Raw genomic sequence first — 23,645 nt, forward strand, 5'->3', positions numbered from 1 at the left:
GCGGTTCCTAACCGGCGTTGAATTGCAGTCGCCGAGCGGCCATGCTCGCGGGCGCAATGGGGGCCTTCTATCTCACTTTCGTGGCAGTGCTGCTGTCCGGGATCGCCGCGCGCGACCAAGTGACGATCGCGGCGCTCACCCGCGCGCAAGGGCAGCGCTTCGGCGTGCTGGTGGTCGCCCTCGTGTTGGCGGGAGCGACCAGCGCCTTTGCCGCCTATGCCGCGGCGCAGATGCTCTCGACCGTGCCTGTGCCGGCGCGGCCCATCCTGGCAGCCATCGCGCTCGGGCTTGCAGGGCTTGAATCGCTGATCCTTTCGCCGCGCGCCAATCCGAAGGAGCCGACCCATTCGCTGGGCGCGCTGGCGATCGTGCTGCTGGCGCATCAGGTCACCGACGCCGCGCGGTTCACGCTGTTCGGCCTTGCCGTCGGGATGGGAGCGCCGTTGGCGGCGGGGCTGGGAGGCGGGCTTGCGGGCGTGGTGCTGACCGCCGGCGCATGGGCCTTTCCCCGAGCGCTGGTCTCCCCCCGCATCCGCATCGCCCGCCGGATCGTCGGAGGATTGTTGTTGCTGGTGGCGATCACCATGTTCTTCCGCGTTCGGGGAATTCTGTGATCGCCAAAACCGTGCGAACGGATGCCTCTGATCGCCGTTATGCATCACGAATTGCCACATGGAGGACGCACGATGACCACCAACGCCCAGGCCGCGCTGATCGACAGCCTTAACGGTCTGCTCGCCGACACCTTCGCGCTCTACATCAAGACCAAGAACTTCCACTGGCATGTGCGCGGCCGCCAGTTCCACGACCTGCACCTGTTGTTCGACACCCAAGCGACCGAGATCTTCGCGCTGACCGACCTGATCGCCGAGCGCGTGCGCAAGCAGGGCGGCACCACCCTGACCAGCCCCTCCGCCATCGCCGCCAAGACCCAGATCAAGGCGCAGGACGATACCGGCCTCGATGCGATGGCGATGGTCAAGGAACTCGCCGAGGACAACGACACCTACATCGCCAAGATTCGCGAAGTGAAGGCCGCGGCCGAGGAATTCGGCGACAACGCCACCAGCGGCATCGCCGACGACTGGACCGACCAGGCCGAACAGCGCGCGTGGTTCCTGCGCGAGATCCTGGCTTGAGCTGAGGCGTCGCTATCCCCCTCCACCACTGACCCGCTCGCGGAGCGAGTGGCGGAGGGGAAAGGCGCAACAGTCGCTTTTATGAGTGTCGCCCGCATCCTTTCCCTCATCCCCGCACCGCTACATCGCCGGCTCTACCGCCTCGCCTATTGGGCCCGCTCGACCTGGTGGCGCACGCTCAAGCCCACGATCCACGGCTGCCGCATCGTCGCGTTGGACGAGCGCGGTCGCGTGCTGCTGATCCGGCAGTCCTATGGCTCGAGCCAGTGGGTCACGCCGGGTGGCAGCGTCGGGCGGCGCGAAGATCCGGTCGATACCGCTTGTCGCGAGCTGACCGAAGAGACCGGTTGCACCTTGTCGAACGCCCGCAAGGTGGCGCAGCTGCTGGAGCGGCCGATGGGGGCGTACAACGTTGTGCACGTGGTGGTCGGCCGGGGTTCGGGCACACTACGGCCGGATGGACGCGAAGTCGACGAAGCCGCCTGGTTCTCGCCCGACGACCTGCCGGCAGACGCCTCTCGCCACATCGCGGATGGCCTCGCCGGCTGGATCGCGGCCTACAACAGCGAGAGCTGACCGTCCTTCGCGCGCCCGTGCTCGCGCGGCTCGCGTTCGAGCGACGACAGCGTCAGCCCCATCAAGCGCACCGGCTGGGGCAGCGGCATCAGCTCCTCCAGCAAGGTGTGCCCCAACCGCGCGAACATCGCCTTGTCGGACACGCGCGGCATGACCGAGCGGGCGCGGGTGAGGGTGCGGAAATCGGCATAGCGCAGCTTGAGCGTCACGGTCCGCCCGGTCGCACCCGACCGCTCGATCCGCTCCCAGACAATGTCGACGATCTGGTCCATGGTCTCGCGAAGCTTGTCGGGGTCCTCGATGTTATCGAAGAACGTGCGCTCCCCACCGACCGACTTGCGCTCACGGTTCGCGCGTACCTGCCGCAAGTCGATGCCGCGGGCGGCGCGGTAGAGGTACTCAGCGAAGCTGCCGAAGTGCGCGCGCAGGAAGGCGAGGTCGCGCTGCGCGAGGTCGGCTCCGGTCTGGATCCCGAGCGCCGCCATCTTCTGCGCCCCGCGTGGCCCCACACCATGGAAGCGGCTGACCGGCAGGCCGGCCACGAACGCCGCGCCTTGGCCGGGGCGGATGACGCACAGGCCGTCCGGCTTGTTCTGGTCGCTGGCCAGCTTGGCGAGGAACTTGTTGTAGGAGACGCCGGCGCTGGCGGTCAGCTGCGTGTCCTCGCGGATGCGCCGCCGGATGTCCCTGGCGATGCGCGTCGCCGAGCCGATGCCCTTGAGGTCCGCTGTGACGTCGAGGTAGGCCTCGTCCAGAGAGAGCGGCTCGACGTGGGGCGTGTAGTCGAGGAAGGTCGCGCGGATCTGGTCGCTCACCTGCTTGTAGACCTCGAACCGCGGTTTGCGGAACTGCAGGTCCGGGCAGAGCCGCACCGCGCGCGCCGACGGCATGGCCGAGCGCACCCCGAACGTGCGTGCCTCGTAGCTCGCTGCGGCCACCACCCCGCGGCCCGACGATCCACCGACCGCCAGCGGCTTGCCGCGCAAGCTGGGGTCGTCGCGCTGCTCGACGCTGGCGTAGAAGGCGTCCATGTCGACGTGGATGATCTTGCGCAGGCCGGCTTCGTCCTGTGCATCATCTTCGGCCCTCTCCATGGGGCCAACATAGCGATCTCCGATCTTCTTGTCCTCCTGGATGCGGGGTGACCGCCGCAGGCGGCGATGGGGAGTGCCGCCACGATCTGAGGGCCGCTTGCGGACGCAAGATCCTCCATCATGCTTCGCATGGTTCCCCTTCCCGCATCGGGGAGGACAGTAATCTCACCGTTTCAGAGCTTACGCTGGCAACCACCGTCGGCATGGGCCATGAGCGCTCGCATGCGACTCTCCTCGGCCCCAAGATCGCCCTTGCGCGAGACGGAGTTCGTCGGCCTGATGGCGGCGATCCAGGCCCTCCAGGCGCTGGCGATCGACGTGATGCTGCCCGCGCTCGGACAAATCTCGCGCGATCTGGGCGTGACCGATGCCAACGAGCGGCAACTGCTGGTTGGCATCTTCCTCATCTGCAGCGGTCTGGGCTCGCTGTTCCCGGGCGCCATCGGCGATCGCTTCGGGCGCCGTCCGGTGGTGCTGGCCAGCCTGGGCATCTACGTGGCGATCTCGCTCGCCTCGGCCCTGGTGACCGACTTCACCACGCTCCTGGTGCTGCGCGCCATTCTCGGCTTTGGCACGGCCGCGATGATGGTGATGCCGATGGCGATCATCCGCGATCAGTTCGGGGGCGACCGCATGGCGCGTATCCAGTCGCTGATCTCGATGACCTTCATGGTGGTGCCGATGTTCGCGCCCACGGTAGGGCAGGCCGTGCTGCTCATTGCCGGTTGGCGCTGGATCTTCGGCGTCATGGCGCTGCTCGCCGCGTGCGTCGCCTTGTGGGCGTGGGCACGCCTGCCCGAGACGCTGCGCCCTGAATACCGCCAGACGATAGCCCCGCGCGCGATCCTCTCCAACATGTGGGATGCGCTGCGCTGCCGGGCGGCGCTGGGCTACTTCCTGGGTGCCTCGTTCGTGCAAGGCGCGCTGTTCGGCTATATCAACAGCTCGCAGCAGCTGGTGGCGGAGCACTTCGGCGCGGGCGTGTTCTTTCCGGCGGTGTTTGGCGGGATGGCGCTGGTCATGTCGGCCACGAACTTCATCAACGCGCGCATCGTCGAGCGATTCGGCGCGCGTCGGGTCAGCCATGCCGCGGCGATCACCTACATCGTGGTCGCCGCCGTGCATCTCGTATGCGCGATGCTGGGCGAGACGCTGTGGGTGTTCGTTCCGCTGATGACGATCAGCATGTGCATGATGTCCTTCATCGGCTCGAACTTCGCCTCGATCGCGCTGCAGCCTTTCGCCAGGACCGCCGGTGCGGCCGCCTCGGTCATGGCGTTCGTCAGGCTGCTGCTGGGCGCCTTGCTCGGTACGCTGATCGGCCAGGCCTACGATGGTACGGCGCGACCATTGCTGGCGGCGATGACCGTGGCAGGTGTGGTGGCCTTGGGGTTGGTCTTCTACTCAGAACGAGGCGTGCTGTTCCGGCGGCTCAATCCGCCGGGACAGACGGGGCCGGAAGTCAACGGACCTGCCGAGCTGACCTAGACGCGTCGACCGCGGAACAGCTGAACCAGTCCGACAATCAGCGCGAGGACCAGCAGGATGTGGATGATGCCGCTCGCCACATGGAAGACGACGAAGCCGAGCAGCCACAGGATCAGCAAGATGGCGGCGATCGTATAAAGCATGACACTCTGGCTCCGATGGATTCGGGGATCGTAACGCAGCAAGCCGCCGATGGCTGCGTTCCTGGCAACAGAGCAGCAACATCTAGGTTGCGCTAGCGCCCTTCCACTGTTCGCAACCGCTGACCGCCGGGAAGGGGCGGCGCGATCTATCGTTATCGTGCCAGGGCCGCCAGTTCACGCCGCGATGGCTTCGGCGCCGGAGCTGCTGCGGGCGAGGCCCGCACCGCCTCCCATCCCGCACCCAGCACGAGCCGCAGTTTCTCGGCCTTGGTGGTGCGCACGCGGTGATCCCAGGCATGGGCGCCACGCTCCACCACCTTGCGCCCGATAGCGCCGTAGATGTTGGCGGCGGCCAGGATCGCCCAGCGCTGGCGGAACTGCAACCGCGCCGCGCCCACTCTTGCGGAAGCTTCGTAAGCACGCGCAAGGTCGCAGGCGCGTGCGACGATGCGGACCAGCTGCGGGCGGTAGTGCGGCTTGGTCAGCTCGCCCATCGGCACGTCCTCCTCGACCGTCCACTCGACGGGAAGGTAGCGACGGTCGGCAGCATCGTCCTCCAGCACGTCGCGCACGATGTTGTTGAGCTGGAAGGCAAGGCCGAGATCGCAGGCCCGGTCGAGCGTGTCCTCGTCGCCTTCCGGCACGCCCATGACGGCGGCCATCATCACGCCCACCGCGCCCGCGACATGGTAGCAGTAGCGCAGCATGTCGGTTTCGGAGCGCGGTCGCCATTCGGCGGCGTCGAGCGCGAAGCCGGCGATCACGTCGTCGGCCATCGCCCGGGTCATCGGCACCTCGCGGGCGAGCTGGCCCAGCGCGTCGAACGCCGGGTTTCCGGTTTCCTCGCCAGCGAAGGCGAGTTCGGTCAGCGTGCGGATGGTGGCGAGGCGCGCCTCCGGGTTGAGCTGCGGGCCGAGGGCTCCCCCATGATCCTGATCGTCGGCCAGATCGTCGCAGGCGCGACACCAGGCATAGAGCATCCACACCCGCTCGCGCGTGGTCCGGTCGAAAAGGCGGCTGGCGGCGCGGAAGCTGGCCGAGCCCTTGCGGATCGACCGGTGCGCAGCCTCGACCAGGTCCTCGCGCGACGCTTTGGTCACAAGGTGGCAGGATCCATCGTCGTGATCGTCTGCGGCGGCTGGTGGGCGCGCATGCGCTCGAGCAGCGGGTCGAGTTCGGTGTCGGCCAGGATGATGCCCTGATGTGCGGGCCGCACGAAGCCGACCTCGGCCATGTGCCGGTTGAAGGCGAGCAGCCCGTCGTAGAAGCCCAATGCATTGAGGATCCCGACCGGCTTGGCGTGATAGCCAAGCTGCGCCCAGCTGACCGCCTCCCACAGCTCGTCCATCGTGCCGACGCCGCCGGGCAGGACCAGGAAACCGTCGGACAGCCGGGTGAATGCCGCCTTGCGCTCGTGCATGTCGGCGACGATCGTCAGCTCGCAATCGTAGTTGGCGACTTCGCCGCGCACCAGCGCTTGCGGGATGACGCCGATCACCTCGCCCCCCGCCAGCATCGCCGCGCCGGCGACCGCGCCCATCAGCCCCAGCTTGCCGCCGCCGTAGACGACCCCGATGCCCTGGCGTGCGAGCGCAGTGCCGACGTCGGCTGCGAGCTGGACGTAGCGCGGGTCTGCCGGAGTGGCCGATCCGCAATAGACGGCGAGGCGTTTCATGGTCGGTATTCCAGAGAGGGGTTCACGCGGAGGCGCGGAGACGCGGAGGAAGGAAAAGAAGTAGTGGGCGCGCGCAGAGGCGCAGAGAGGTTGCGCGCGCGGCGCAGCCGCTCTCCACACCTTGGATGCGTGTGCCGCAAGGCTTCAGCAGAGAAGGGCCTGGCGGCCAGCACGACCTCTCTGCGCCTCCGCGCCTCTGCGCGCGCCAAATCCTGTCCTTCTCCGCGGCTCCGCGCCTCCGCGTGAAACATGCTCACGCCAGGTCCTCCAGCATCAGCTTGGCGGTCGCCTTCGCGCTGCCGACCACACCTGGAATGCCCGCACCCGGGTGCGTGCCGGCGCCGGCGAGATAGACGTTCTTCAGCTTGTCGTCGCGATTGTGGCCACGGAACCAGGCGCTCTGCGTCAGGATCGGCTCGAGGCTGAAGGCGCTGCCCAGGTGCGCCTGGAGGTCCGTGGCGAAGTCCGGCGGGGCATAGTGGAACTGCGTGACGATGCGATCGCGGATGTCGGGGATCAGGCGCCGGCCGACCTCGTCGATGATGCGCCCGGCCAGGATCGGGCCGACCTCGTCCCAGTCCACCGGCAGCTTGCCCATGTGCGCCACCGGCACCAGCGCGTAGAACGTGCTCTTGCCCGCAGGCGCCATGGCCGGATCGGTCACGGTCGGATGGTGCAGGTAGATCGAGAAGTCCTGCGGCAGCACGCCGTGCTCGTAGATGTCGTCCAGCAGGCCTTTGTAGCGCGGGCCGAACAGGATCATGTGGTGCGGGATGCCGGGCCAGGTGCCTTCCAGACCGAAGTGGACCACGAACAGGCCGGGCGAGAAGCGCTTCTTGGTCAGCTTCTTGGCCATCTCGGGCCCGCGCTGACTGTCGCTCAGCAAGTCGCGATAGGTATGGACGATATCGCCGTTCGAGGCGACCGCGTCGAACCGCTCGCGCCAGCCGCTCTCCGTCTGAACTTCCGTGGCGCGATCGCCGACCGTGTGGATTTGCACCACCTTGTCGGACAGGCGCACGGTGCCGCCGAGGCGCTCGAAGTGCCGGGCCATGCCTTGTGCCAGCTTGTTGGTGCCGCCCTTGGTCCACCACACGCCGCCGTCCTTTTCCAGCTTGTGGATCAGGGCGTAGATCGCGCTGGTGGTCATCGGATTGCCGCCCACCAGCAGCGTGTGGAACGAAAGCGCCTGGCGCATATGCTCGCTCTTGATGAAGTGCGAGACCATCGAATAGACCGAGCGCCACGCCTGATAGCGGGCCAACGCCGGCGCCGCCTTGATCATGCTGGAGAAGTCGAGAAACGGCGTGTGCCCCAGCTTGACGTAGCCTTCCTGGTAGACGCCGGCCGAGTAGGCGAGGAAATCCTCATACCCCGCCATGTCGTCCGGCGCGACGCGCGCGAACTCGCGGCGCATCGAGGCATCGTCGTTCGAATAGTCGAAGGTCGTGCCGTCGGGCCAGTTGAGGCGGTAGAACGGCATCACCGGCATCAGCGTCACGTCGTCCGCCATGTCGTGGCCGGAGAGCGCCCACAGTTCCCTGAGGCAGTCGGGATCGGTGACCACCGTCGGACCGGCATCGAAGGTGAAGCCTTCGCGTTCCCAGGCGTAGCCACGACCGCCGACCTTGTCGCGGGCCTCCAGCAGGGTGGTGGCGATCCCGGCGGACTGCAGGCGAATGGCGAGCGCGAGCCCGCCGAATCCCGCGCCGATCACACATGCTCGCTTCATAGGGCGCGCTTCATCGTAGATTTCCTAGTGGAGCGAGAGGCCGCCCCTTGCCCCGCAAGCTGGCGATCGCGGCGCCCAAAGGCACCGGCGGCTTGCCTGCAAGGATGCGCAGCATGTCGGCTGGGCTCGATTGTCCGGCGTAGAAGCGCTCGATCAGCGGCTCGGAAAGCCCGTAGAATCGCTCCAGAACCTTGTAGCGCTGATCCGGCGCGGCGGCGCCGAAGAGCATGGCCGTCAGCATCCGATAGAAGCGTCCCTGGCGCCAGTGCTCGCGTGCCCATGCATGACACGCCTCCTCTACGGCGTCGCCCGAGAGCTTGTCGAGAGTGCAAAGGTGCACCGCCAGGCGCAGCGCGATCGGCAGCGAATAGCTGGTGAGCGGATGAAGCAAGCCTGCGCGGGCCCCAGCACGCGCGACCCCGGGCTCTCTCCCGGCTTTCCAGAACGCGTCGAAGTCGCCCGCGCCGACCACGGGGAGCACGCCGGTTTCCTCGTACTCGATCGCCTCCACGCGCCAGTCCTGCGCGGCGGCATAGGCGGCGATGCGCTGGCGCAGCACCGGCAGGTCGAGTTCGGGGACATCGGAATAGTACGTGTCCTCGACGAAGACCGCGTCGGACGTGAACGGCAGGGCATAGACGAAGCGATAGCCGTCGGCTTGCGCGACACTGGCATCCATGACGATGGGGTGGGTCAACCCATGCGGCACCTTCAGCCGCAGCATCTGCCCGGCGAACTTCTGCCATCCCCCGGCCATGTGCGGAAGTCCCGCGGCACCGCGCGCGTCGATCACCGCATGCGCGCTGAAGATGCGGCCATCGGCCAAGGTCACCGCATTGCGCGTGACCTCCGTCACCATGGCGCCGGTCAGCAGCGCCTCGGCCGGCAGGGTCGAGCGCAGCACGGCGTCCAGCCGCTCGCTCGTCACGCTGCGATAGGCGGTGCGCAAGGCACGCTGGCGCCTGGGGAAGCGCACGAAGTAGCCGTCCCAGCGCGCGGCGACCAGCGGCTCGAGCAGCTCGGCGCCATCGCCCAGGTCGCTCGCGAAGTAGGACCACACGTGATCGCCGCCGCAGCGGGTCCCCGCTTCGAACAGGGTGACCCGCAGCTCGGGACGGCGGGCGGCGAGCGCCAGGGCGATCAGCCCACCGGACAGGCCGCCGCCCAGGATCGCAATATCGGTTGACGGCGCGCTCATCGTCGTCACGTTTAGGGGAGGGGCTGCTCGGCCGCAACTTGGCGCGGCAAGAGCTTTGGGGCATGTTTCACTTCGATGACCGATGAGCTGACCATTTGCGACGCCTGCGAAGGGGATGCCGCCGCTATCGCCGACATCTACGCGCACTACGTGCTGGAAAGCGCCGCCAGCTTCGAGACCGAGCCACCCGATGCGCAAGTCATGGCCGATCGGATCGCCAAGGTCCTTGGCTCCGGGTATCCCTGGCTGGTGGTGCGCGACTCCGGCGATCGCGTGCTCGGCTTCGCGTACGCCCAGCGCTTCGGTCCGCGCGCGGGGTATCTGTATAGCTGCGAGACGCACATTTTCGTCCGCAACGATGCGCTGGGCCGCGGGATCGGCACGATGTTGATCAACGCACTGCTCGCCGCGTGCGAGGCCCGCGGCTACCGCCAGGCCTTCGCGCTGATCGCCGGGACCGAGCCGGCGTCGGTGGTGCTCCATGCCCGCGCCGGCTACTTGCCGTGCGGCACGCTGACCGGCGCCGGCTGGAAGCATGGCCAGTGGACCGACGTCTTCATGATGCAGCGCAAGCTCGGCGCCGGCAACGAAACGTTGCCCGAAAGCCACGCCTGAAAAGCATTTACTCAGCTGCGCCGTGCTGCACTGCAACGCTCTGCCGTCCTGCGCGTTCACCGGCAAATCACAGGGGTTCTTCACCAATGCGTAAGCTTGCTCTCCTCGGCGGCCTGACCGCCGCGCTCGTCTCCCTACCCGCATTCGCGCAGGACGCGACCAGCTCCGACCTCGACGCAGACCGCATCACCATCGGCGTGGGCGGCGTCTACATGCCCAGCTACCGCGGCTCGGACGACTACAGCGTCTCGCCGGTTCCGGTGATCCAGGGACAGTTCAAGGGCATCGGCATCAACCCGCGTGCGGGCGGTGTCGCGCTCGACTTCATCCCGGACAATCGTGACAGCGGTTTCGGCTTCTCGCTCGGCCCGGTGGCGACATATTCCGGCAATCGTGCGCGCGGCATCCGCGATGACGTGGTGAAGCGCGTCGGTAAGCTCGACGACGCGGTGGAACTGGGCGTCACCGCCGGCGTGACGGCGTACAAGCTGACCAACCCCTACGATTCGCTCAGCCTGTCGATCGACGCGCGCTGGGACGTGGCCGGCGCCTACAAGGGCATGGTGTGGACGCCGAACCTCACATACGCCACCCCGCTCAGCAAGGGCTCGCTGGTCACGCTGAACGTCAGCGCCCACCACGGCGACGGCAAGTTCAACCGCTACTACTACTCGGTCACGCCGGCTCAGAGCCTGCGCACGGGCGGTGCCCTGCCGGTCTACAATGCCAAGAAGGGCTGGGACAGCGTCAGCTTCGGCCTGCTTGGCGCCTATGATCTCGACGGCGACCTGCTGAACGGCGGCCTGGCGATCTTCGCGCTGGGTTCGTACTCCAAGATGCTCAACGACGGCAAGGACACGCCCTACACCCGCATCCGCGGCGATGCGGACCAGTGGATCGGCGGCCTGGGCGTGGCTTACACGTTCTGATCCGAGGAGAGGTGGCCTCTTTTTGGAGACAGGCGCTGGGGACAGTTTAGCGAGATCCATCCGGATCCTCCCCGAGCTTGCTCGGGGAGGGGGACCGCTCGCGCAGCGAGTGGTGGAGGGGCTCTGCAACGCTCACCTGAGCGAGCAAACTAATCGACTAACCTCGCCACCCGCGCCCGCAATTCAGGCAGAACCTCTGCCTCGAACCACGGATTGCGGGCCATCCACAAGCGGCTGCGCCAGGCCGGATGCGGCAGGGGAAACAATCCCGCAGGCGCCTCGCGCCAGCGCCGCACCGCCTCGGTCATGTTGGGTGCGAAGCCCTTGGGCAGGTAGCGCTTCTGCGCATGCATGCCGACCAGCAGCGTCATCCTGACCTGCGGCAGGCCCGCCAGCATGCGCGCGTGCCACTTGGGCGCGCACTCCGGCCGCGGCGGCAAGTCGCCTCCGTCTCCCTTGCCTGGATAGCAGAACCCGCTCGGCATCTGCGCCACGCGCGAGATGTCGTAGAACATCGTCTTGTCGATCCCAAGCCAGCCGCGCAGACGGTCGCCGCTGTCGTCGTCCCACCCGATGCCGCTCGCATGCACCTTGCTCCCCGGCGCCTGCCCGATGATCAGCAGCCGCGCAGTGGAAGAACCGGCGACGAACGGCCGTGGCTCATGACCGAGGACGCCGGCACAAGCACGGCAGGCGCGGATTTCGGCCAGAAGAGGAGCGAGAGGGTCGAGGGCCACGCAAGGCAGATGTGGCGAGGAGAGGCGGGCTACAAGGCTTACCGACACAAAGCGGCGGACTTCGGCTTGTGCCGGTCACAGACGTGTTGAGGAGGCCCCAAGCCGGCAAGGTCTGGCATGCCGAGCGGCCTGGCAGGCGCCTGACCTGCGTCGTCCATTCCTCAAGAGGCCGCTGTCAGCAGCAAGAGCAAGCTGCACAGTTACGCCTGCCCAAGCACCCTATCCCGCAAGGGGAGATCAGCTGGCGAAGAAGGAAATGGATGCCCGACAAGGATTCGAACCTTGATTGACGGAGTCAGAGTCCGCTCTCTTACCGTTAGAGGATCGGGCAGCGAGGCGGTCCGTTTAGCGGCTGTTTTCTGCGGGTCAAGCGCCTTTCGCGACGGACGGTGCGCGCGCGGCGGCGTGGTGCTGCTAGCGGCGCCTCCGCGCTATAGCGGCAGCGGCCTTGCCGGGGAGGGCTGGCGGCGTTAGCATCGGTGTCAGGTTTCCGCTCCACCTGAGCGGATTGTTTTGAAAGAAGTTGCTTCTCATGGCGGATTCCGCTCCGCCGGCAGCGAAGGTCGAAGTGTCGGGACGCCGGGCGAGACGGCGTCATGGTCGCAAGGGCAAGGTTCGCCCGGCGCCAGCCGATACACCGGACGCCCGTGTCGCGGGCAGCCGGCCGCATCCGACAAGCGCCACGCCGCGCGAGAATGACAGGGCGCTAAGCCCACCCCGTATTTCCCCCGTCGTCGCCGAGGCGCCGCGCGCGTCGCCTGCCAGCCCGCACGCGGGCGAGGGGGATGGCGGCACGGTTGCCGGTGCCGGTGCGGCCGTGTTCCGGCCTGCAGCCGCGCGGCATGGCGTCTATCGTCAGTCCTATGCGGCGATTGACCTCGGCACCAACAACTGCCGGCTGCTGATCGCGCGGCCCTCGGGCGAGAACTTCACGGTGATCGATGCCTTCAGCCGCGTAGTGCGCCTGGGCGAGGGGTTGGCGCAGACCGGCCGCCTGTCCGACGAGGCGATGGATCGCACGCTCGCCGCCTTGCGCGTCTGCGCCGACAAGCTGATGCGCCGGAACGTCCACCTCGCCCGCTCGGTCGCGACCGAGGCGTGCCGGCGAGCGGTGAACGGCACCGACTTCATCGAGCGGGTGCGGGGTGAAACCGGCATCGCGCTCGACATCATCAGCGCGCGCGAAGAGGCGCGGCTGGCGGTGCTGGGTTGCCATGTCCTGCTGGAAGCCGGCATGGGTCCGGCGATGATCTTCGACATCGGCGGCGGCTCGACAGAGCTGGTCCTGATCGAGAGCACCGACACGGTGCCGCGCATCCTCGACTGGCAGAGCGTTCCGTGGGGCGTGGTGTCGCTGAGCGAGAGCTGCGGCTCGGAGGGCGCAACGCGCGAGGAACGGATCGAGCGCTATCGCCACATGCACGGGCTCGTCGCCGAGAGCTTCGCTGCCTTCGCCCGGCGCACGCAGCCGGCCCGCGAGTCGGCATCGAGCACCGGCCCGCTGCGCTTGCTGGGCACCAGCGGCACGGTGACCACGCTCGCCAGCTTGCACCTGGAATTGCCGCAATACGATCGCAGCGCCGTCGATGGATTGATCGTGCCCGCCGAATCGATGCGCGCGATCAGTGCGCGGCTTTCGGGCATGCCCATCGAGGAACGGCGCGAGCTTGCCTGCATCGGGCGCGAGCGGGCCGACCTGGTGGTGGCCGGTTGCGCGATCCTGGAGGCGATTCTCGACTTGTGGCCGGCAGGGCGGCTCGGGGTGGCCGACCGCGGTATTCGCGAGGGCATCCTGCGCAGCCTGATCTCCGCGGGCGGGCATGGTGCCGGCGCTCGCACCAGCGCGGCGGGTCGCGCATGAGTCGTTCCGGCCGGGATCCCGGCGAGCGGTTGAAGACCGCCAGGAAGCGCACGACCAGCTCGGCACGATGGCTGACGCGCCAGCTGAACGATCCCTATGTGAAGAAGGCCAAGGCCGACGGCTATCGCAGCCGGGCGGCTTACAAGTTGCTGGAGCTGGACGAGAAGTTCGAGCTGCTGAAAGGTGTCACCCGCGCCGTCGATCTCGGCATCGCGCCCGGTGGCTGGAGCCAGGTGGTGCGCCAGCGCAGCCCCAAGGCGCGCGTGGTCGGTATCGATCTGCTGCCCACCGATCCGATCGAGGGCGTGACGATCTTCCAGATGGACTTCATGTCCGATGCTGCGCCCGCTGCTCTGGAAGAGGCACTGGAGGGCGCGCCCGACCTGGTGCTGTCGGACATGGCTGCGAACACCGTGGGCCACAAGCAGACCGACCACTTGCGCACGATGGGCCTGGTGGAAACCGCTGCGGACTTCGCCATCGCCACATTGGCGCCGGGTGGCACCTTCGTCGCCAAGGTGCTGGCGGGAGGCACCGACACCGCGCTGCTGGCGCTGCTCAAGCGGCACTTCACCAGCGTGAAGCACGCCAAGCCGCCGGCGAGTCGGAAGGATTCGTCCGAATGGTATGTGATCGCAAAGGGGTTCAAGGCGGCTTGAGGCTGCGAAGGATCCTCCCCTGCAAGGGGAGGGCGACCGCTCGCGAAGCGAGGGGTGGAGGGGTGTAACCCTCTCGGTCAGGCGCTCGACTGGCGGTGACACCCCTCCGTCAGTCCTGCGGACTGCCACCTCCCCTTGCAGGGGAGGATCGACGGAGCCTGCCTTTGCCGCAACCCGCGCGATCCGCGCCGCACGCGCGATTGTGGCACTTCCGCCCGCGGCATCTTGCGGTTAAGGCAGTTGGCCAGCCATTCGGTGACAGCCCTTTTCCGTGAAATTCTTCAGCGCCATCGACCGTTACATCTTCCGGCTCGTGCTGATGCCGATGCTGGGCGTGTTCATCCTGGCCGCTTCGCTGCTGATGCTGGACAAGATGCTGCGGCTGTTCGACTTCGTCGCCACCGAGGGCGGACCTGTAGGCGTCGTGTTCAAGATGCTCGCGAACCTGCTGCCCGAATACGCCAGCCTGGCGATCCCGCTCGGCCTGATGCTCGGCATCCTGCTCGCGTTCCGCAAGCTGGCGACCTCCAGCGAGCTTGACGTGATGCGCGCGGTGGGGCTCAGCTACACCCGGCTGCTGCGCGTGCCTTACATGTTCGCGATCGCGCTGGCGCTGCTCAATTTCGCAATCGTCGGCTTCCTCCAGCCGCTGTCGCGCTACTATTACGAGCAGCTGGAGTATGAGCTGAAATCGGGCGCGCTGGGTGCCGCGATCAAGGTGGGTGAGTTCACCACGCTCAAGGACCGCGTCGCGTTGCGCATCGAGCACAGCGAAGACGATGGCCGCCGCTTGATCGGCATTTTCGCGCGCGTAGCCAATCAGAAGGGTCAGGTGCTGTCGATCTCGGCGCGCGAGGGCAGCTTCCTGGCGCTGCGCGACAATCCCAACACGATCGTCCTGCGCCTCTCGCAAGGGCAGATCATCCAGGACATGCCGGGCCAGGTGCCGCGCGTGCTCAGCTTCACCCGGCACGACCTGCCGATCGACTTGCCCGCGATCGAGCGTTTCCGCAACCGCGGCGCCAGTGGCGAACGGCGCGAATATCTGCTGCCCCAACTGCTGCAGATCGGCTGGAACAAGAGCCTGCCCAAGGCCGAGCGCGTGTCCAGCCAGGCGGACTTCAACTTCCGCATGGTCGAGGTGATGATGATGCTGTTGCTGCCGCTCCTGGCAGTGGCGCTGGCGATCCCGCCCAAGCGCTCGACCTCGTCGCTCGGCCTGTTCGTGTCGATCGTCCTGGTGGTGGCCTACCACAAGATCAATCAATACGCGGCCGACGTCGCCTCCCTGGGCAAGGTCAGTCCGCTGATCGGGTTGTGGGGCCCGTTCCTGCTGTTCGCCGGGCTGATCGTGTGGATGTATTACCGCGTCGCCTACGTGCCCGGCGGCCAGGCGATCGGCTGGCTGGAGAAGGCGGCCGAGAACGGCATGAAGAAGCTCAAGTCGCTGCTGCGCCGCAATCGTCGCGGCCCCATCATGCTGCCCGATCCGGGACCCGAGCATGTGCCGCAACCGGGCGGGAGTGTCTGAGGTGAACCTGGAGTTCTACCCCTCGCGCACGCTGACGGTCTATCTGGCGCGCCTGTTCACCACCCGCATCCTCGCCGTGCTGTTCATGCTGGTGCTGGTGCTGCAGATGCTCGACCTGCTGGGCCAGAGCGGAGATATCCTCGCCTATCCCGGCAACGGACAGGCGCAGCTGCTGCACTATGTGTCCCTGCGCATCCCTCAGCTGATCGCGCGCTTCCTGCCGTATTCGGTGCTGCTGGCGACGATCATCACCCTCGCGACGCTGAACCAGAACAGCGAGGTGATCTCGATGAAGGCGGCGGGACTGTCGGCGCACCAGGTGCTCGCGCCGCTGGTGGCGACCGCGCTGGTGATCTCGGGGATGAGCTTCCTGTTCAACGAGCGCATCGTGACCCGCGCCACCGCCTCGCTCAATGCCTGGGAGGCGGTCGACTATGGCCCGATCCCCAAGACGGCGAGCGCGCGCAACAACCTCTACATCGCCGAAGGGCGCGACATCTTGCTCGCCGGCACGCTCTCGGGCGAAGGCGATGCCATGGTGATGACGCAAGTCACGTATTACCGCCGCGACGCTGCCGGTATGATCGTCGAGCAGCTGCGCGCACCCCGGGCGACATACGCGAACCCGGGTTGGCGGCTGGAGCAGCCGGTGCGGTTCGATGCGCAGGCCGTCAAGGCCAGCAAGCTCGACTCGGCGGTGGTCGCCAAGGGTGTGACCCCTGCGCGCATTGCGATCTCGGGCGTCGATGCCGATGCCGAGGGCCTGTTCACGCTCACCAACTCGATCGATGCCATGGCGGTGGCCGGGCGGCGCACCACCGATCTCAAGGCCGCCTGGTGGCATAAGCTGTCCGGACCCTTGTCGGCCGCGCTCATGCCATTGCTCGGCGCGGTCGCGGCTTTCGGCCTCGCGCGTTCGGGCCAGTTGCTGATCCGCGCCGTGACCGGCATGGCGCTGGGCTTCGCATACTTCGTGTTCGACAATGCGGCCCTGGCGATGGGCAACTTCGGCGGCTACCCGCCGTTCGTGGCGGCTTGGGCGCCGTTTTTGCTCTTCCTGCTGATCGGCGAGACGGTGCTGATCCGCACGGAGGAGTAGATGGCGTCGTCCCGGGCTTGACCCGGGACCGGTTTCGCCATGTCGCGCGCTTTGGGACAGCGTTCTACGAGAGGGTCGTCACTTCCGAAACCGGTCCCGGGTCAAGCCCGGGACGACGGCTCACCGCACTCTCTCACCGTGCTGTCATCGTGCTCCGGGCGATCCGCCCGATCAGCGGCAGCAGCCCCGCATGGTTCGCCTTCACGTACGTTCCATCGGTCCCGAGATGTGCATGCAGGCGGCGGTGCGCTTCGGCGAGCGAGTGGTAGGGCATGCTCGGCAGCAGGTGGTGCAGCGCATGATAGCGCAGGCCGACCGGCGCCCAGAGCGCAGGCACCGGGCCGGGCGGCGGCACGTTGACCGAGTCGAGGAACTGCGCAGTCACCGTCATCGTCTCGCCCTCGTTCTCCCACAGATGCGCCACCAGGGTGCGCAGCTGGTTGAGCAGCGCGGCAAGGCTGACCACGCACAGCGCGATCAGCAGCGGACGCCAGCCCCAGGCCAGGCTCGCGGCGATGAGCGAGAGTGCCCAGACGCTGGCGCCCAGTTCCTGCCAGAACACCATGCGCTTCAGCTCGCCCTCCGGCGGACGGCGGCGAAAGCCGGGATTGATGGCGAGCGCGGACAATCGCTCCCACACCAGCGTACGCAAGGGCGGGATCACCGCGCCGAGCGGCACCAGCACCGCCGAACGCACCAGCAGCGCGAACGGCAGCAGCAAGGCAGTGACGATGAACACGGGCAGCGACCACGGCTTCATCAGCGCGAGGGGCAGGTACTCCGGATCGTCCGTAGTGCCATAGCGCGTGCGGGCGTGGTGCAGCTGGTGCACGCCCTCGTACATGAAGCTCGGCGTCAGCAGCGGAATGCCGACGACGAGATTCCAGGTTGTGCGGAAGCCGGGCAGCGCATCGCGATGGATGTGGGTCAATTCGTGGATGAACAGCATGGCGCGATAGATCGCCAGCGCCGCGACAATGCCGCAGATCACCGCCACCACCGTGCTCGACACCAGGATCGTCGCGGCCAGCGCCGCATAGCCGACCGCCGCCGAGACGAGCATGTCCGTCCAGTAGATCCCCGGGCGCGCCGTCGCGATGTCGCGCGTCAGTTCGACCGCGGCGCGCAGCATCTCCTTGTCGTCGGCGATCGCTTCGCGACGGGCCTTCATCGCCGCTGCGGACGGGGTCATGCCCGGGGGGGAAACCGACTGATAGACGCTCATGACCGATCCGTATCTTTCGCCGCGAACCGTCGCGGCCATCGCTTCGCCACACTTGCTTGACAAGCCGAGGGCGTCGAACACACTTCGCGCGACCCGACTTAACTAACCCGGAACAAAGGCAGCATCGTGGCCGAAGCCCAGCATAACAGCGGCGACCTAATCATCGAGGCGGTATCGGACAAGGCTGGCCGCGCCGCCTTTGTCGATTACGCTTATCGTCGGAATGCGTCGGACCCGAACTGGGTGGCCAACTTGCGCATGGAAGAGGTGGAGAAGTTCACCCCCGGCAAGAACCCGTTCTTCGACCATGCCAGGGTGCAGCTGTTCCTGGCCAAGCGGGGCGGCAGGATCGTCGGCCGCATCTCCGCCCACATCGACGAGCTCGCGCTCACCCAGCCGCCCGAACAGGGCATGGGTCCGGGCACCGGCAACTGGGGCGCGATCGAGGCCGATGACGAAGCGGCTGCGCTGGCGCTTATCGCGCGCGCCGAAGCGTGGTTGCGCGAGCAGGGGATGACCCGCGTGCTGGCGCCCATGAACCTCTCGGTCTGGGAGGAGCCGGGCCTGCAGGTGAAGGGCTTCGATCATCCGGCGATGGTGATGATGGCGCATCACCAGGCCGCTTATCAGCCCTGGATCGAGGGCGCGGGCTACACCACGGTGAAGACGCTCTACACCTACGATCTGGACATCCGGAAGGAATACCCGCCGCTGATCCAGCGGATCATCTCGTCTGGCGAGAAGAACCCCAAGATCCGCGTGCGAGAGGTGGTGCTGAAGGACTTCGACAAGGAAGCCGCGATCATCTGCGACATCCTCAACGATGCCTGGTCGGACAACTGGGGCTTCGTGCCCTTCACCGACAAGGAGATCGCGCATACCGGCAAGAAGCTCAAACCCCTGGTGCATCCCGACCTCATCCGCATTGCCGAGTACGAGGGCGAACCGGTGGCGTTCATGATGACCTTGCCCGATCTCAACGGACCGCAGCTGCGGATCAACGGCCGGAGCGGCAAGCCCTCGCTGCTGGGCTGGATCAAGCTGGCGCTATGGCTGCGCAAGCCTCGCCCCGCCGACATGCGCGTGCCCCTGATGGGCGTGCGCAAGCGCCTGCAGAGCTCGCGCCTGGCCAGCCAGCTAGCCTTCATGATGATCGAGTACATCCGCCGCGCCGCCATCGCCAACTACGCCGGCAAGCGCGCGGAGATCGGCTGGGTGCTGGAAGACAACCAGGGCATGGTGGCGATCGCCAACTCGATCGACAGTCAGGTGAACCGGGAATACCGGGTCTACGAAAAGGCGTTGTAAGGCTGTCCTCCCCAATCCGGGGAGGCCTCGAGGCCGCGTGCAAGATACTCCCCTGCAAGGGGAGGGGAACCGCCAGCGTAGCTGGTGGTGGAGGGGTGTAACCCCCTCGGTCGAGCGCTCCGTTGGCGCTGACACCCCTCCGTCAGCCGCTACGCGCCTGCCACCTCCCCTTGCAGGGGAGGATCTTGGTAGCGTCAGGTCGCCAACGCTTCCGGCACCGTCTCGCCTTCATCCTCACCGCGCGGGGCATCACCGCGTGAGCTCTCGGGCACATCGTAGGTCGGCGCTTCCAGCGGCGGTGCGGAGGTCACCGTATCGTACGGCAGCATCGCGTCGCTGGCCGAACCCGGCAGCACTTGCCCGAACGACGAGCCCTTGGGCTGCTCCGTCTCCTTGCTCCCGCACGCCGCCAGCGTGCCCAGGGCGAGCACCAGAACAACCCGCCTCATGCCACCGCCTCCGATTGTACGATCGGCGGACACGCGCGATCGAGCGCCGCCAGGAACGCCGGCGCATGCGCCAGCAGCGCCTTGTCCCACGCCCCGGCGGTGACTGACTTGCCGAGCCGCTCAAGGCTGGTCACCCCGAACTCCTCGATCCCGCATGGCACGATCCCGCCGAAGTGCGACAGGTCGGGGCTGAGGTTTACCGAGAAGCCGTGCATCGTCACCCACTTGCGGATGCGCACGCCGATCGCGCCGATCTTCGCCTCGCGTCCGTCGATGTCGTGGGTCCAGATGCCGATGCGGCCCTCGGCACGGAACCCCTCGATGCCGAAATCGGCCAGCGTGGCGATGACCCAGCCCTCCAGCGCATGGACGAAGCCGCGCGCGTCGCGGGCGCGCTTGCGCAAGTCGATCAGGACATAGCCGATGCGCTGACCCGGACCATGGTAGGTATAGCGTCCGCCGCGCCCGGCCTCGACCACCTCGAAGCGCGGATCGAGCAACTCGGCGGCCGCCGCGCTGGTGCCGGCGGTGTAGACCGGCGGATGCTCCAGCAGCCAGACCAGCTCCCGCGCCTCGCCACTCGCAATCGCCGCGTTGCGCGCGGTCATCTCGGCCAAGGCCTCGCGATACGGCACGCGCGCCTGCGAGACGCGCAGCTCGATGTCGGCTCCAAGCGTATCCGTAACAAGCGTCATGGGGCGGGACGTGGCCCCATTCGCGACGGCGATCAAGGGGGTCTTTCTTCCGCGGCCGGGCCAGCCTAGAGCGTCGGGCTGAGTCTGTCCGCTCTACGCGAGGTACCGCGGGAACAGGACGACTTTAAATCAACGCCTGCGGGCGGCCGGAGTTCGACGAGCATGAAGCTGGACACCAACCGCGCCTGGAAAGACGCCTCGCGCAACGTCACGCGCAACCGCGATGCGCTGCTGGCGGTCGCCGGCGTGTTCTTCCTGCTGCCGCAGCTGGCCTTCACCCTGTTCTATCCGCAGCCCGAGCCGACGGTGGGGATGAGCGAGCGCCAGATCATGGCTCTGGCGCAAAGCTATTACGTGTCGGCCATGCCGGCGGTGATCCCGATGGTGCTGTGCCAGGCGCTCGGCACTCTGGGCCTGCTCAGCCTGCTCAGTCACGTGACGCGGCCGACCGTGGGCGGCGCGCTGCGCCTCGGCCTTGCCGGTCTGCCGACGTACCTGGGCGCGCAGATCCTGCTTGGGCTTGGCCTGGCCCTCATCGGAACACTGATCATCAGCGTGCTTGCGCTCAGCGGCGTCATGGCGGTCGCGGTGGCGGGGCTGCTGCTGGTGCTGCTGCTCGCCATCGCGATCGCGCTGCGAGTCTCGCTCTCGGCGGCGGTCGTTGCCATCGAGGGCGAGCGCAACCCGGTGCGTGCGCTGCGCCGTTCGTGGCTGCTGACCTCGGGCAATGCCTGGCGCCTGCTCGGCTTCTACGCGCTGTTCTTCGTCGCGTTCCTGGTGATCCTGATGATCGCCAGCCTGGTGGTGAACATCCCGCTCGCGCTGGTCGCCAGCGGCTGGATCGCCGAACTGGGCGCCGCGCTAGTCTCCGCGGTGCTCAGCGCGCTATTCGCCGTCTACCTCGTGGCGGTGATCGAAGCCGTCCACCACCAGCTCGCCGGCGATCCGGTGGAGGCGGAGCGGCGGACGTTCGAGTGATGGAGCTGGACTTCGGCCCCCTGACCCGCGCCGTCGCGCGTCTGGGCGAGGGCCTGACGCGTTACCATCAGGACACTTCGGACACGCAGATCCGAGACGGCCTGATCCAGCGCTTCGAGTTCACCTACGACTTGTCCGCCAAGATGCTGCGGCGTTTTCTCCAAGCTTCGGCGGACATCCCCGAAGCTGTCGATCAGATGAGCTTCCCCGCGCTGATCCGCACCGCGAACGAACAAGACCTGCTGCTCGGCTCCTGGCCGGACTGGCATGGCTATCGCGACATGCGGAACATCACATCCCATACCTACGACGAAGCAAAGGCTCTCAAGGTCGTCGAAGCGATCCCGGCGTTCCTTGAGGAAGCACGCGAGTTGCTGCGGCGTCTGCAGGAGCGCTCCACGTCGTGACCCCGATCGCGCTGGGCGACGCGGATCTCGATCTCGTCCGCTCGATCCTGCGCGCCCATCTGCCAGGCGATGTGCAGGTCGCCGTGTTCGGCAGCCGGGCCGGTGGGCGCGTGAAGCCGTTCTCGGACCTCGACCTGGTGCTGGAGGGGCCGGGTCCCTTGTCCTTGTCGCTCTTGGGCACCCTGGCCGACGCCTTCGACGAAAGCCTGCTGCCGATCAAGGTCGACCTGGTCGATCGCCTATCGGTAGACGAGAGCTTCGGCGCGATTGTCGATGCGACGAAGGTGCCGCTGCGGCTTTAGGATCAGGCCGCCTCTTCGTCCTTCCAGCCCCAGAACAGGAAGCAGGGCATGACGTTCAGCAGCTCGAAGTCGCTCTCGATTCGGGTGAAGTGGCGGCCCATGAAGTCGCGCGCGCGGGAGGTGAACTGGTAGACCAGGAAGGCGCCGCCCGGGCGGATCACGCGGTGGGTGGCATCGGCGATCGCTGGGCCGACGCCTGCGGGCAGCGTCGAGAACGGCAGGCCCGACAGCACGTAGTCGGCCTTCTCGTGGCCATGCGCGCGCACGATGTCCTCGACATCGGCGGCCGAGCCGAGCACCGCGGTGAAGCGGCTGTCGGTGATCGTGCGGCGCAAGTAATCGATGTAGAGCGGATTGGTGTCGATCACGATCAGCGCGCCATCGCGCGAGAGGCGATCGAGCACCGGGCGGCAGAAGGTGCCGACACCGGGCCCGTATTCGACGAAAAGCTTGCACTCGTCCCATTTCACGCGGCTCAGCATCTTGTTGATGGTGAAGCGCGAGGAGGGGATGATCGAGCCGACCATCACCGGATGGCGGATGAAGCCTTCGATGAAGACTCCCCATGGCCCGAGCGAGTGCTGGATCTTGCGCACGATCTTCCGGGGAAGCGCCTCGCGGGCAAGCTCTGAACTGGTCATGCTGGAGGCGGCTCTCGGACTGTCATGGCACTATTTTGATCGAACGAGCGCGGTGGCAGATTGATCCGGCCTTTGCAAGCGAGGCGAATGGGCCGGACGCCTCGCAAGTGTTCACAGGATCTCGCGCACCTTCTCCTGCGGGCGGCACAGGCGCACGCCCTTGGCGGTTTCCACCAGTGGTCGCTCGATCAGGATGGGATCGGCCGCCATCGCCGCCAGCACGGTCGCGTCGTCCGCTTCGGGAAGGCCGCGCTCCACCGCATCGGTGCCGCGCGTGCGCAGTGCCGCTTGCGGGGCGATGCACGCGTCACGGTAGAGCTGGGCCAGCTTTTCGGCCGAAGGCGGTGTCTTGAGGTACTCGATGACCTCGACCTCGGTGCCGGGTGTTTCCTGCAGGATCGCCAGCGTCTTGCGCGAGGTGCCGCAGGCGGGGTTGTGCCAGATCGTGGCTTTCATCAGGGTGGTTCTCCTCCGGCTCGTGTTTTCAGATCAGGGTGTCGCATCCAGGGCCGGTACGGTCCGGGCCGCATCCTCGATGTCGATCCCCGGCTCGGGTGCGGCGCGCAGTGTTTCTTCCCGGCGCATGATTCGTCCCGCGCGCTGCACCGTGCGCAGCAGGCGGGGATAGACGCCGCACCGGCACAAGTTGGGGATCGCGGCCTTGATCTCGGCCTCGCTTGGATTGGCGTTGCGGGCGAGCAGGGCAGCGGCGGCGATCACGATGCCAGGCGTGCAGAAGCCGCATTGGATCGCCTGCTCGGCCACCATCGCCTGCTGCACGGGATGCGAGCGGTCGCGCGACAGGCCCTCGATGGTGGTGACCGAGCGGCCCTCGCATTCGGCCAGGCTGACCAGGCAGGAGCGCAGCGCCTCGCCATCGATCAGCACCATGCAGGCACCGCAGTCACCGACGCCGCAGCCGTACTTGGTGCCGGTCAGGTTGGCGGCATCGCGCAGGCCCCACAGCAGCGGCGTCATCGGATCCATGTCGAACTCGACGGCGTGATCGTTGACGGTCAGGCGGGGCATGCGGGGTGTCTAAAGGATGAGGCAAAGAAACGGAAATGCGATGTTCGCTGCAACAAAGCTGCCACAACTACTATCGTCATCCCCGCGAAAGCGGGGTCCATCTTCCGAGGCCGCGTAAAGGGAACCACCTGGAGA

Annotated in this window: 27 protein-coding genes and 1 tRNA gene; 14 read left to right on the plus strand and 14 right to left on the minus strand. The window is 67.1% G+C overall.

From position 1 onward, the window contains the following. Positions 1-41 precede the first annotated feature (41 nt). The 3 genes from HNO88_RS02780 to HNO88_RS02790 all read left to right on the plus strand — a co-directional run bounded on the left by HNO88_RS02780 (position 42) and on the right by HNO88_RS02790 (position 1,715). Positions 42-614, plus strand: a complete 573-nt coding sequence (locus tag HNO88_RS02780; RefSeq protein ID WP_246381135.1) for a hypothetical protein — start codon at positions 42-44, stop codon at positions 612-614. Between the two features lie 72 nt (positions 615-686). Continuing rightward, positions 687-1,139, plus strand: a complete 453-nt coding sequence (locus tag HNO88_RS02785; RefSeq protein ID WP_184242559.1) for a Dps family protein — start codon at positions 687-689, stop codon at positions 1,137-1,139. 81 nt (positions 1,140-1,220) lie between these two features. Continuing rightward, a complete protein-coding gene (locus HNO88_RS02790) occupies positions 1,221-1,715 on the plus strand; it encodes an NUDIX hydrolase (RefSeq protein WP_184242560.1) in 495 nt (164 codons plus the stop codon). On the opposite strand, the gene dinB is transcribed toward HNO88_RS02790, so the two are convergent. Further along, on the minus strand, positions 1,697-2,809 hold the full coding sequence (dinB, locus tag HNO88_RS02795) for a DNA polymerase IV (protein ID WP_184242561.1): 1,113 nt from the start codon (positions 2,807-2,809) through the stop codon (positions 1,697-1,699). The genes HNO88_RS02790 and dinB overlap by 19 nt on opposite strands. A gap of 210 nt (positions 2,810-3,019) precedes the next feature. Here dinB and HNO88_RS02800 point away from each other — a divergent pair, with 210 nt between their 5' ends. Continuing rightward, positions 3,020-4,297, plus strand: coding sequence for a multidrug effflux MFS transporter (locus HNO88_RS02800; RefSeq protein ID WP_184242562.1), 1,278 nt, complete (start codon positions 3,020-3,022; stop codon positions 4,295-4,297). Here HNO88_RS02800 and HNO88_RS02805 read toward each other — a convergent pair. The 5 genes from HNO88_RS02805 to crtY all read right to left on the minus strand — a co-directional run bounded on the left by HNO88_RS02805 (position 4,294) and on the right by crtY (position 9,045). Next, positions 4,294-4,440, minus strand: a complete 147-nt coding sequence (locus tag HNO88_RS02805) for a lmo0937 family membrane protein (RefSeq protein ID WP_184242563.1) — start codon at positions 4,438-4,440, stop codon at positions 4,294-4,296. The two genes, HNO88_RS02800 and HNO88_RS02805, sit on opposite strands and share 4 nt — an antisense overlap. A 152-nt stretch (positions 4,441-4,592) precedes the next feature. After that, entirely contained in the window at positions 4,593-5,540 is a 948-nt protein-coding gene (locus HNO88_RS02810; protein WP_184242564.1) for a phytoene/squalene synthase family protein, read from the minus strand. After that, positions 5,537-6,115 carry an LOG family protein gene (locus tag HNO88_RS02815; RefSeq protein ID WP_184242565.1) on the minus strand — a complete coding sequence of 193 codons (579 nt, stop codon included), beginning with the start codon at positions 6,113-6,115 and terminating at the stop codon, positions 5,537-5,539. Before HNO88_RS02815 ends, HNO88_RS02810 begins: the two co-directional genes overlap by 4 nt. A gap of 253 nt (positions 6,116-6,368) precedes the next feature. Then, on the minus strand, positions 6,369-7,847 hold the full coding sequence (locus HNO88_RS02820) for a phytoene desaturase (RefSeq protein ID WP_184242566.1): 1,479 nt from the start codon (positions 7,845-7,847) through the stop codon (positions 6,369-6,371). A gap of 10 nt (positions 7,848-7,857) precedes the next feature. Next, positions 7,858-9,045 carry a lycopene beta-cyclase CrtY gene (crtY, locus tag HNO88_RS02825; RefSeq protein ID WP_184242567.1) on the minus strand — a complete coding sequence of 396 codons (1,188 nt, stop codon included), beginning with the start codon at positions 9,043-9,045 and terminating at the stop codon, positions 7,858-7,860. A 75-nt stretch (positions 9,046-9,120) separates the two neighbouring features. Here crtY and HNO88_RS02830 point away from each other — a divergent pair, with 75 nt between their 5' ends. Together HNO88_RS02830 and HNO88_RS02835 are read left to right on the plus strand one after the other, a co-directional pair. Next, on the plus strand, positions 9,121-9,660 hold the full coding sequence (locus HNO88_RS02830; RefSeq protein WP_184242568.1) for a GNAT family N-acetyltransferase: 540 nt from the start codon (positions 9,121-9,123) through the stop codon (positions 9,658-9,660). 86 nt (positions 9,661-9,746) lie between these two features. Then, positions 9,747-10,589: a MipA/OmpV family protein gene (locus tag HNO88_RS02835; protein WP_184242569.1), complete on the plus strand. Its 843-nt coding sequence runs from the start codon at positions 9,747-9,749 to the stop codon at positions 10,587-10,589. Positions 10,590-10,738: 149 nt separating this feature from the next. On the opposite strand, the gene HNO88_RS02840 is transcribed toward HNO88_RS02835, so the two are convergent. Beyond that, complete coding sequence (locus HNO88_RS02840) at positions 10,739-11,326, minus strand: uracil-DNA glycosylase family protein (protein WP_184242570.1); 588 nt, start codon at positions 11,324-11,326, stop codon at positions 10,739-10,741. A gap of 257 nt (positions 11,327-11,583) precedes the next feature. Further along, positions 11,584-11,657, minus strand: a tRNA-Gln gene (locus HNO88_RS02845). Positions 11,658-11,858: 201 nt separating this feature from the next. On the opposite strand from HNO88_RS02845, the gene HNO88_RS02850 reads away from it, so the two are divergent. From HNO88_RS02850 to lptG, 4 genes are all read left to right on the plus strand, one after another. Then, positions 11,859-13,187: a Ppx/GppA phosphatase family protein gene (locus HNO88_RS02850; protein ID WP_184242571.1), complete on the plus strand. Its 1,329-nt coding sequence runs from the start codon at positions 11,859-11,861 to the stop codon at positions 13,185-13,187. After that, positions 13,184-13,846 carry an RlmE family RNA methyltransferase gene (locus tag HNO88_RS02855; protein ID WP_184242572.1) on the plus strand — a complete coding sequence of 221 codons (663 nt, stop codon included), beginning with the start codon at positions 13,184-13,186 and terminating at the stop codon, positions 13,844-13,846. Before HNO88_RS02850 ends, HNO88_RS02855 begins: the two co-directional genes overlap by 4 nt. 271 nt (positions 13,847-14,117) lie before the next feature. Continuing rightward, a complete protein-coding gene (gene lptF, locus HNO88_RS02860; RefSeq protein WP_184242573.1) occupies positions 14,118-15,377 on the plus strand; it encodes an LPS export ABC transporter permease LptF in 1,260 nt (419 codons plus the stop codon). A gap of 1 nt (position 15,378) precedes the next feature. Next, positions 15,379-16,476: an LPS export ABC transporter permease LptG gene (gene lptG, locus HNO88_RS02865; protein ID WP_184242574.1), complete on the plus strand. Its 1,098-nt coding sequence runs from the start codon at positions 15,379-15,381 to the stop codon at positions 16,474-16,476. Positions 16,477-16,609: 133 nt separating this feature from the next. Here lptG and HNO88_RS02870 read toward each other — a convergent pair whose 3' ends face one another. Beyond that, positions 16,610-17,668 carry a fatty acid desaturase family protein gene (locus HNO88_RS02870; RefSeq protein ID WP_246381149.1) on the minus strand — a complete coding sequence of 353 codons (1,059 nt, stop codon included), beginning with the start codon at positions 17,666-17,668 and terminating at the stop codon, positions 16,610-16,612. Between the two features lie 159 nt (positions 17,669-17,827). Between HNO88_RS02870 and HNO88_RS02875 the strand changes: the two genes are divergently transcribed. After that, a complete protein-coding gene (locus HNO88_RS02875; protein WP_312856979.1) occupies positions 17,828-19,009 on the plus strand; it encodes an N-acetyltransferase in 1,182 nt (393 codons plus the stop codon). Between the two features lie 194 nt (positions 19,010-19,203). Here the strand turns inward: HNO88_RS02875 and HNO88_RS02880 are convergent, their stop codons facing one another. Next, positions 19,204-19,458, minus strand: coding sequence for a hypothetical protein (locus HNO88_RS02880; protein WP_184242576.1), 255 nt, complete (start codon positions 19,456-19,458; stop codon positions 19,204-19,206). Continuing rightward, positions 19,455-20,153 (minus strand): lipoyl(octanoyl) transferase LipB, encoded by a 699-nt coding sequence (gene lipB, locus HNO88_RS02885; protein WP_184242577.1) that lies wholly within the window; start codon positions 20,151-20,153, stop codon positions 19,455-19,457. Before lipB ends, HNO88_RS02880 begins: the two co-directional genes overlap by 4 nt. Before the next feature lie 162 nt (positions 20,154-20,315). On the opposite strand from lipB, the gene HNO88_RS02890 reads away from it, so the two are divergent. The 3 genes from HNO88_RS02890 to HNO88_RS02900 are packed head-to-tail and all read left to right on the plus strand — an operon-like array spanning position 20,316 to position 21,840. Continuing rightward, the gene (locus HNO88_RS02890; RefSeq protein ID WP_184242578.1) at positions 20,316-21,131 is read left to right on the plus strand and encodes a DUF7847 domain-containing protein; all 816 of its coding nucleotides are present in this window, start codon (positions 20,316-20,318) and stop codon (positions 21,129-21,131) included. Further along, a complete protein-coding gene (locus tag HNO88_RS02895) occupies positions 21,131-21,538 on the plus strand; it encodes a nucleotidyltransferase substrate binding protein (protein ID WP_184242579.1) in 408 nt (135 codons plus the stop codon). The genes HNO88_RS02890 and HNO88_RS02895 overlap by 1 nt, the downstream gene beginning before the upstream one ends. Beyond that, positions 21,535-21,840: a nucleotidyltransferase family protein gene (locus HNO88_RS02900; protein ID WP_221419801.1), complete on the plus strand. Its 306-nt coding sequence runs from the start codon at positions 21,535-21,537 to the stop codon at positions 21,838-21,840. The genes HNO88_RS02895 and HNO88_RS02900 overlap by 4 nt, the downstream gene beginning before the upstream one ends. A 2-nt stretch (positions 21,841-21,842) precedes the next feature. Here the strand turns inward: HNO88_RS02900 and HNO88_RS02905 are convergent, their stop codons facing one another. The 3 genes from HNO88_RS02905 to HNO88_RS02915 all read right to left on the minus strand — a co-directional run bounded on the left by HNO88_RS02905 (position 21,843) and on the right by HNO88_RS02915 (position 23,510). Next, positions 21,843-22,481 (minus strand): class I SAM-dependent methyltransferase, encoded by a 639-nt coding sequence (locus HNO88_RS02905; RefSeq protein ID WP_184242580.1) that lies wholly within the window; start codon positions 22,479-22,481, stop codon positions 21,843-21,845. 111 nt (positions 22,482-22,592) lie between these two features. Next, positions 22,593-22,937, minus strand: coding sequence for an arsenate reductase family protein (locus HNO88_RS02910; protein ID WP_184242581.1), 345 nt, complete (start codon positions 22,935-22,937; stop codon positions 22,593-22,595). 33 nt (positions 22,938-22,970) lie between these two features. Continuing rightward, positions 22,971-23,510: a (2Fe-2S)-binding protein gene (locus tag HNO88_RS02915; protein WP_184242582.1), complete on the minus strand. Its 540-nt coding sequence runs from the start codon at positions 23,508-23,510 to the stop codon at positions 22,971-22,973. Positions 23,511-23,645: the final 135 nt, after the last annotated feature.

The sequence above is a fragment of the Novosphingobium chloroacetimidivorans genome, assembly GCF_014204535.1.
Lineage (GTDB): Bacteria > Pseudomonadota > Alphaproteobacteria > Sphingomonadales > Sphingomonadaceae > Novosphingobium > Novosphingobium chloroacetimidivorans.

Coding starts and splice junctions, on each gene's coding strand:
- HNO88_RS02780 (WP_246381135.1), top strand. CDS start 42: ATGCTCGCGGGCGCAATGGGGGCCTTCTATCTCACTTTCGTGGCAGTG.
- HNO88_RS02785 (WP_184242559.1), top strand. CDS start 687: ATGACCACCAACGCCCAGGCCGCGCTGATCGACAGCCTTAACGGTCTG.
- HNO88_RS02790 (WP_184242560.1), top strand. CDS start 1,221: ATGAGTGTCGCCCGCATCCTTTCCCTCATCCCCGCACCGCTACATCGC.
- dinB (WP_184242561.1), bottom strand. CDS start 2,809: ATGGAGAGGGCCGAAGATGATGCACAGGACGAAGCCGGCCTGCGCAAG.
- HNO88_RS02800 (WP_184242562.1), top strand. CDS start 3,020: ATGAGCGCTCGCATGCGACTCTCCTCGGCCCCAAGATCGCCCTTGCGC.
- HNO88_RS02805 (WP_184242563.1), bottom strand. CDS start 4,440: ATGCTTTATACGATCGCCGCCATCTTGCTGATCCTGTGGCTGCTCGGC.
- HNO88_RS02815 (WP_184242565.1), bottom strand. CDS start 6,115: ATGAAACGCCTCGCCGTCTATTGCGGATCGGCCACTCCGGCAGACCCG.
- HNO88_RS02820 (WP_184242566.1), bottom strand. CDS start 7,847: ATGAAGCGAGCATGTGTGATCGGCGCGGGATTCGGCGGGCTCGCGCTC.
- crtY (WP_184242567.1), bottom strand. CDS start 9,045: ATGAGCGCGCCGTCAACCGATATTGCGATCCTGGGCGGCGGCCTGTCC.
- HNO88_RS02830 (WP_184242568.1), top strand. CDS start 9,121: ATGACCGATGAGCTGACCATTTGCGACGCCTGCGAAGGGGATGCCGCC.
- HNO88_RS02835 (WP_184242569.1), top strand. CDS start 9,747: ATGCGTAAGCTTGCTCTCCTCGGCGGCCTGACCGCCGCGCTCGTCTCC.
- HNO88_RS02850 (WP_184242571.1), top strand. CDS start 11,859: ATGGCGGATTCCGCTCCGCCGGCAGCGAAGGTCGAAGTGTCGGGACGC.
- HNO88_RS02855 (WP_184242572.1), top strand. CDS start 13,184: ATGAGTCGTTCCGGCCGGGATCCCGGCGAGCGGTTGAAGACCGCCAGG.
- HNO88_RS02870 (WP_246381149.1), bottom strand. CDS start 17,668: ATGACCCCGTCCGCAGCGGCGATGAAGGCCCGTCGCGAAGCGATCGCC.
- HNO88_RS02880 (WP_184242576.1), bottom strand. CDS start 19,458: ATGAGGCGGGTTGTTCTGGTGCTCGCCCTGGGCACGCTGGCGGCGTGC.
- lipB (WP_184242577.1), bottom strand. CDS start 20,153: ATGACGCTTGTTACGGATACGCTTGGAGCCGACATCGAGCTGCGCGTC.
- HNO88_RS02890 (WP_184242578.1), top strand. CDS start 20,316: ATGAAGCTGGACACCAACCGCGCCTGGAAAGACGCCTCGCGCAACGTC.
- HNO88_RS02895 (WP_184242579.1), top strand. CDS start 21,131: ATGGAGCTGGACTTCGGCCCCCTGACCCGCGCCGTCGCGCGTCTGGGC.
- HNO88_RS02905 (WP_184242580.1), bottom strand. CDS start 22,481: ATGACCAGTTCAGAGCTTGCCCGCGAGGCGCTTCCCCGGAAGATCGTG.
- HNO88_RS02910 (WP_184242581.1), bottom strand. CDS start 22,937: ATGAAAGCCACGATCTGGCACAACCCCGCCTGCGGCACCTCGCGCAAG.
- HNO88_RS02915 (WP_184242582.1), bottom strand. CDS start 23,510: ATGCCCCGCCTGACCGTCAACGATCACGCCGTCGAGTTCGACATGGAT.